Genomic DNA, 6,678 nt, shown 5'->3' with positions numbered 1-6,678 from the left:
AACGTCCGACAGGATCGGGCCAACGTGCCTGCCGCCTACGACAGCGCGGCCGTTCGCGCACCCGGCTGCGTGCGGCCGTAGGCGACCATCATCGCGAAGCTGAGCAGGAAGCCCGCGCCGCCGATCAGCAGCAGGCCGATCTCGCCGAACACCGGCAGCAGGTTCGTGAGCGCCCCCGTGACGACCCACGCGACGGCCATCACCGAGCCCGCGACGCCGAGTGCCCAGCCTTGCCTGTCCTCGCTGACCGCGTCGGAGAACGCCGTGTACATCGTCGTATAAGCGACCATGTCGAAGCAGCCGACGACCATCGCGAGCGCCCACAGCACCGGCTCGTGCGGAAACAGCGCGGACAGGACCTGGCCGACGCCCGCGACGAGGAGGCCCGTCTTCGCGATGTCGATCACGCGCCATACGCGCAGCATCAGCCGCACGACGAACAGCAGGCCGAACACGAAGCAGAGGCCGATCACGCCGCTGAACAGCCCGAGCCGCGCGCTCGTGTAGCCGAACTTCGCCTGCAGCAGCAGCATGATGGTCTGCAGGTAGAGCCCGTAGCCGACCTGCATCAGGAAGAACACCACCGACAGGAACGCGACGTTGCGCTGACGCGCGGCCTCTCCGATGATGCGCAGCGGCAGCAGCGGATCGATGCGCGTGTCGCCGCGCGGCACGGCCGAGTCGCGATACGACGCCCAGGTCCAGAACGCGCCGATCAGCGACAATCCGGCAACGAGCACGAACGGTGTGCCGTAGTCGAACAGCGGCGAAATCGTGCGATCGGACGTGACGCCGCCGAGCACCGGGCCGACGATCACGCCCGCGCTGAACGCGAGCGACATGATGCTCATGTTGTACGCCTTGTTTTCCGGCGTGCTCAGGTCGGTGATCGCTGCCTGCGCGATGCCCTGGCAGCCGGCCATCAGCCCGGTGAGCCCGCGGCCGATCAACAGCAGCGCGACGCTCGCATGCCACGCACCGGCCGCCATCATCGCGTAGCCGGCCGCAAGGCCGGTCACGCACAGCAGCAGGATCTTGCGGCGGCCGTAGCGATCGGACAGTTCGCCCATCAGCGACGAGCCGAAGAACATGCACAACGGATAGATCCCGTAGCCGAGACCGAGGTAGAAATTGCGCGCGTGCGCGCCGGCGTCGGCCGGCAGGATGCCCGCGTGCGGATCGCTGAAGATCGCGGACATCATCGGATAGACGAGCCCGAATCCCATCGCGTCGAGCGCGATCGCGAGCAGACAGGGGCCGAGCAACTTGTAATCGAGCCGGGACATGGCGACCTTCCGGACAGAGTGGATGATCGCCCAAGCGTAACGACCGGACGGCGGCCGCGGTAGGCCGCCGCCCGCGATGCTGACCATCGGCGGAACCGGCACCCTGCCTGCCGCCCGCGCCGATGGGCCGCCAGCGTTGGCGCGGAACGGCGGGCAGCGGCCGCTACCCGGCGCTTGACGCACCGGCATCGTCGCGACGACCCGCGCCCACCCGTCACGCCGGGACCAAGCGCGCCCACTCATCCGTTTGGATGGCACGCCGCGCGCGCTTTGTTGCGATCATGACCGCCATTCAATGCGCGGCACGCTCACGGGCGTCCGCCACGGAGACGCCATGAACGACCCAGTCCTCGGCCCCATCGACCAGATCGGCTACGTGGTCGCCGATCTCGACCGCAGCATCGCGCGCTGGCGCGAACGCCACGACATCGCCCCGTGGACCGTATTCCGCAACGTGCGCCTCGACGGCCATCATCTCGGCGAGCCGGTGTCGGTCACGATGGACGTCGGGCTCGCGTATCGCGGCAATCTGCAGATCGAACTGATTCACGTGACGAACGACACGTCGTCGCCGTACCGCGATGTGCACGGGCAACCGCTCGTCGGGCTGCATCACGTCGCGTGGGTCGTCGACGATCTCGATGCGGCGATCGCACGGTTCACCGCACGCGGCTTGCGCGTCGTGTTCGAAGCGGGCAACCCGGCCACGCGCGTCGCGTATCTCGACGACCCCGACGACCCCGGCCTGCGCGTCGAATTCATCGAAGGCGCCGGCATGCGCGACATGATCGCGCGCGGGATCGCCGAATCACACACCCGGGACGGCACCGATCCGGTTCGCATCATCGACGCGGCGGCCGCCTCCGCATGAGCGGCCCCGCGCGCCCCCCACACTCACGGGAGCAAGCAGCATGAAACGACTCGAAGGCAAGGTGGCGCTGATCACGGGTGCCGCCCGCGGCCAGGGCGAAGCGGAAGCGCGCCGGTTCGTCGCCGAAGGCTCACGCGTGGTGATCGCCGACGTGCTGGACGACGCCGGCCGGCGCGTCGCGGCCGAACTCGGCGACGCCGCCCGATTCCAGCATCTCGACGTGACGAGCGAGGCCGGCTGGCAGGCTGCCGTCGATGCAACGCTCGCGCATTTCGGCCGGCTCGACATCCTCGTGAATAACGCGGCCATCCTGAAGCTCGTGCCGATCGAAGCGTGTTCGCTCGACGACTATCGCAAGGTGATCGACGTGAACCAGGTCGGCTGCTGGCTCGGCATGAAATCGGCCGTGGCCGCGCTGAAGGAAGCCGGTGGCGGCTCGATCGTCAACGTGTCGTCGACGGCCGGGATGGAGGGCGTCGCGGGCGGCAGCGCGTACGTGTCCAGCAAGTTCGCGGTACGCGGAATGACGAAGGCCGCCGCGCTCGAATTCGGCCGCTACGGCATTCGCGTGAACTCGGTGCACCCGGGAGGCATCGATACCGTGATGGCGCGCCCGCCCGAGTTCGCGGATTTCGATCCGTCGTCGATCTACAGCGGCCTGCCGATCGCGCGCATCGGCAAGCCCGAGGAAGTCGCCAGCCTCGTACTGTTCCTCGCGTCCGACGAATCCGCGTATTGCACGGGGTCGGAATTCATCGTCGACGGCGGGATGCTCGCGGGCAGCACGTTCCACTGACTCGCATCGAAGCCGGCGCGCGCCTGCCAGCCCGGCAGGCGTTTTCGTTTGCGGCGACGGCACGTGGAAGTTGCTGCCTCTTCCTCTCGCGATCACACGCCCCGAAACGACGTGCCGCCGGCGGCTCTCCCGCGCGGCGGCATCGTCATTTGCACAGCGCTGCACCACGCGCCGCTCAATATCCCTTCGGCTGGATCGCCGGCGCGCCGTTGCCGCGCGCCGCCTGCGTGCCACCGCGCACGAAGCGGCGCCCGTGCGGGCCGTACACGCCGTCCGGTTCCGGGTACAGCGTCAGCAGCGCGAAATACAACATCCCGCCCATCACCAGCGACACCGGCACGCTCAGGTCGAGCCCGCCCGCGAGGTTGCCGAGCGGCCCGACGAACTGGCCCGGCAGGTTCACGAACGACAGCCCGACGAACGCGGCCGGCAGCCATGCGCCCATCGCGCGCACGTTCCAGCCGTGCGTGAACCAGTAATGGCCGCCGTGCAGCCCGCGGTTGAACACCTGCAGGTCGTCGGCGAGATAGTGGCCGCGCCGCGTCACGTAGCCGATCACCATGATCGCCATCCACGGGCAACTGAAGGTATCGATCAGCGTCGAGAACGTCGCGACGCTTTCGACGAGGTTGAACCAGAAGCGGCCGACGAAGATGAACGCGATCGCGATCGTGCCGATCAGCAGCGTCGCACGCACGCGATTCAGGAGGCGCGGGAACATGCTCGACACGTCCAGGCCGGTACCGTACAGCGCGGTCGTGCCGGTCGACATCCCGCCGATGATCGCGATCAGGCACATCGGCAGCAGGAACCAGCGCGGCGAGATCGCGAGCAGGCCGCCGACGTAGTCGTTCGACGCAATGAATGCGGGCGCCTTCGCCGCGATGATCGTCGCGGTCGCGAGGCCGAAGAAGAACGGCACGAAGGTCGCGATCTGCGCGGCGAACACGGCGCCCATCACGCGATGCTTCGGCGTGTGCTGCGGGATGTAGCGGGCCCAGTCGCCGAGCGTCGACGCGAACGACACTGGGTTGCTCAGCGCAACCAGCACCGCGCCGACGAACGCGGCCCAGAAGCCCGCGCTGCCCTGCTGCACCGTGCCCGCGTAGTTCATGTCGAACAGGCCGGCGAACGCGAACAGGCCCGCGACGAACAGCACGCTCGCGGCCCACACGGCGATCTTGTTGACCCACAGCATGAAGCGGAAGCCGTAGATGCAGACGATCAGCACGAGCACCGCGAACACCATGTACGCCGCACCGAGCGTGAAGCCGTTGACCGGCACGCCGACCATGTTGTGCGCGCCGCCGACGAGCGCGTCGCCCGAGCTCCACACCGCGAGCGAGAAGAACGCGATCGACGTGAGCAGCGCGAGGAACGAGCCGACGATCCGGCCGTGGATGCCGAAATGCGCGCCGGACGACACGGGGTCGCTCGTGCCGTTGCGCGGGCCGAACAGGCTCATCGGCGCGAGGATGCAGGTGCCGGCGAGCACGCCGAGCACGATCGCGCAGACACCCGCCTTGAACGACAGCCCGACCAGCACGGGAAAGCTGCCGAGCACCGATGTGGAAAACGTATTGCAGCCGCCGAACAGCAACCTGAACAGATCGATCGGCCGCGCATAGCGCGATGCATCGGGAATGCGCTCGAAACCGAACGATTCGACCTGCGTAATCCTGCCTTCACTCATTTGTCTCCAGCTCCTCTCGTGCATCTGTACGGCCCGGGACTGCGGCGATACGACACATCGTCATCGATTCGCGGCCACTCTAAACCGGATCGCGCGGCGCAAATATCACGCATTCGAGACGTTTACGACGAAGGAGAACAATGTTTCCCGGCAGGCCGGCGGCCGGCGCCCGCGCCATCCGTACGGCGCGGGCGATGCGACGTCAGTTCGCGCGCGCCGCCGCCGGTGCGCGGCATGCGATCAGGCCCCGCTGAACGGCTTGCCGCGCCTCGATATCGGCGAGCCAGCGCTCGACGTGCGGGTAGCCGGCAAGGTCGAGATCGAGCTCGGCCGCCGTGCGCAGCCACGGGAACGCGGCGATGTCGGCGATCGAGTACTGCGACGAAGCGAGATACGCCGATTCCGCCAATCGGCCGTTCACGACGCCATAGAGGCGCCGCGCTTCGTTCCGGTAGCGCTCGATCGCTTGCGCATTGACCGTCTTCGATGCATGCAGGAACCACCAGAGCTGGCCGAGCATCGGCCCGATCCCGCCGATCTGGAAGTGCAGCCATTGCTGCACCGCCGTGCGCTCGGCCAGCGTTTCGGGATGCAGAAAGCGCGTCTTCGCAGCGAGATAGCCGAGGATCGCACCGGATTCGAACACGGTCAGCCCGGTGTCGTGGTCGACGATGGCCGGGATCTTGCCGTTCGGGTTGATCGCGAGATAAGCCGGGCTGCGCTGCTCGCCGGCGGACAGGTTCACGTGCACGCGCTCGTGTGCGAGTCCGGCCTCCTCCAGGTAGATCGCGATCTTGTGCCCGTTCGGCGTGTCGGCCGTATAGAACGTGAGGGAATGCGTCGAAGTCATGTCGGTCCTTGTCTTACGGTTGTCGTTGCAACTACAATCGTTGCAATTGCAATCCTATGCCGGAACCGACGCCCCGGCGACATGCCAATACCAAAAGGAGGGACATGCAGACTGCGCGATCCGGTCCGCCCGTGCGGACGCCCGACACCCGCCGCGCCGCGGTGGCCTGCCTCGAAAGGCTGCTGACGCAGCGGCTCGCGCCGCGTGGCCGTGCGGTGTCGCCGCTCGGCGCGATGCGCGCGGCCGCCGATTGCCTCGAACGCGATGCGGTGACATCGGAACACGTCTGGATCGTGCGAGCCGACACGCGTGCGCCGTTTGCAGACGCGGGGGCGCATCGCCGCATCAGCGCCTGGCCGCTGCGATTTCTCGATGCGCGCAAGCGGTTCGAGCGGCCGCTGCTGTACCTGCTGCATGCCCGCGCGACCAACCGGCTGCGGCTGGCGTCGATCGAAACCGTCGACCGCGGGATCTTCGTGAACGATGCCGAAACGCTCGCGTCGTCCTGGCCGAAAGGCGTGACGCCCGACGTCCCGCACTGGCTGGCCGCGAACCCCGCGTGCACGCCATACGATCCGGCCTCGGGGCATGAGGCGATCGCGATCCTGCGCCACGCGCTGCGGGCGCTTTATGTCGCCGGCCAGCCGGGGTTCTGCTACCTCGCGAGCCACGACGACCCCGTGCCCGATGCGAAACCGCTGTCGGCCACCGCTGCTCGCGATGCGTTCAGCGGCATGGTGCGGGCCGGCCGGCGGGCGGCGGCCGGCGCGGCCGCCCGGATCCGGCTGTGCGGCGCGGGCAGCACGCTTGCACAGGTGCAGGAGGCGGCCGATCTGCTGCGCGACGAATGGCGCGTCGATTCGACGATCTGGAGCTGCCCGAGCTACACGCAGCTCGCCCGCGACGGTCACGCGGCCGACCGGTGGAACCTGCTGCACCCGCACGACGAGCCGCAGGTCGCGCATGTGCGCCGATGCATCGGCGACAGCCGCACGCCCGTGCTCGCCGTGACCGGCTATGCGAGGCATGTCGCCGCGCAGATCGGCGCGTTCGTCCCGGCCCGCTTCGCGGCGCTCGGTGCGGACTCGGCGGACTCGGCGGGCCCGGACGCCGGCGCACGCGCGCCGAATGCGCGCTGGATCGCCGCGGTCGCGCTTCGCCTGCTGGCCGACGACGGCCGCG

General features: G+C 68.4%; 6 protein-coding genes. 3 read left to right on the top strand and 3 right to left on the bottom strand.

Annotation, left to right across the window (positions count from 1 at the left end; translation table 11 throughout):
* Nucleotides 1-35: 35 nt before the first annotated feature.
* Complete coding sequence (locus DPV74_RS37780) at nucleotides 36-1,286, bottom strand: MFS transporter (RefSeq protein ID WP_119339040.1); 1,251 nt, start codon at nucleotides 1,284-1,286, stop codon at nucleotides 36-38.
* A 334-nt stretch (nucleotides 1,287-1,620) separates the two neighbouring features.
* On the opposite strand from DPV74_RS37780, the gene DPV74_RS37775 reads away from it, so the two are divergent.
* Nucleotides 1,621-2,157, top strand: coding sequence for a VOC family protein (locus DPV74_RS37775; RefSeq protein ID WP_119339041.1), 537 nt, complete (start codon nucleotides 1,621-1,623; stop codon nucleotides 2,155-2,157).
* Nucleotides 2,158-2,197: 40 nt separating this feature from the next.
* Nucleotides 2,198-2,953 carry a glucose 1-dehydrogenase gene (locus DPV74_RS37770; RefSeq protein WP_119339039.1) on the top strand — a complete coding sequence of 252 codons (756 nt, stop codon included), beginning with the start codon at nucleotides 2,198-2,200 and terminating at the stop codon, nucleotides 2,951-2,953.
* Nucleotides 2,954-3,128: 175 nt separating this feature from the next.
* Here DPV74_RS37770 and DPV74_RS37765 read toward each other — a convergent pair whose 3' ends face one another.
* On the bottom strand, nucleotides 3,129-4,646 hold the full coding sequence (locus tag DPV74_RS37765) for a cytosine permease (protein ID WP_230942786.1): 1,518 nt from the start codon (nucleotides 4,644-4,646) through the stop codon (nucleotides 3,129-3,131).
* Nucleotides 4,647-4,848: 202 nt separating this feature from the next.
* On the bottom strand, nucleotides 4,849-5,496 hold the full coding sequence (locus DPV74_RS37760) for a glutathione S-transferase family protein (RefSeq protein WP_119339038.1): 648 nt from the start codon (nucleotides 5,494-5,496) through the stop codon (nucleotides 4,849-4,851).
* Between the two features lie 104 nt (nucleotides 5,497-5,600).
* Here DPV74_RS37760 and DPV74_RS37755 point away from each other — a divergent pair.
* Nucleotides 5,601-6,678: pyruvate dehydrogenase (locus DPV74_RS37755; protein WP_119339037.1), on the top strand; the 1,078-nt coding region annotated here is incomplete at its 3' end.

It is taken from the genome of Burkholderia sp. HAN2018 (genome assembly GCF_024704855.1).
GTDB lineage: Bacteria > Pseudomonadota > Gammaproteobacteria > Burkholderiales > Burkholderiaceae > Burkholderia > Burkholderia cepacia.
Note: the sequence above shows the minus strand (reverse complement) of the source record. Positions and strands in the feature narration are given on the sequence as shown.

Bases quoted from the DNA above. Each gene is read 5' to 3' on its own strand.
- DPV74_RS37780 (WP_119339040.1), bottom strand. From the start codon at position 1,286: ATGTCCCGGCTCGATTACAAGTTGCTCGGCCCCTGTCTGCTCGCGATC.
- DPV74_RS37765 (WP_230942786.1), bottom strand. From the start codon at position 4,646: ATGAGTGAAGGCAGGATTACGCAGGTCGAATCGTTCGGTTTCGAGCGC.
- DPV74_RS37760 (WP_119339038.1), bottom strand. From the start codon at position 5,496: ATGACTTCGACGCATTCCCTCACGTTCTATACGGCCGACACGCCGAAC.
- DPV74_RS37775 (WP_119339041.1), top strand. From the start codon at position 1,621: ATGAACGACCCAGTCCTCGGCCCCATCGACCAGATCGGCTACGTGGTC.
- DPV74_RS37770 (WP_119339039.1), top strand. From the start codon at position 2,198: ATGAAACGACTCGAAGGCAAGGTGGCGCTGATCACGGGTGCCGCCCGC.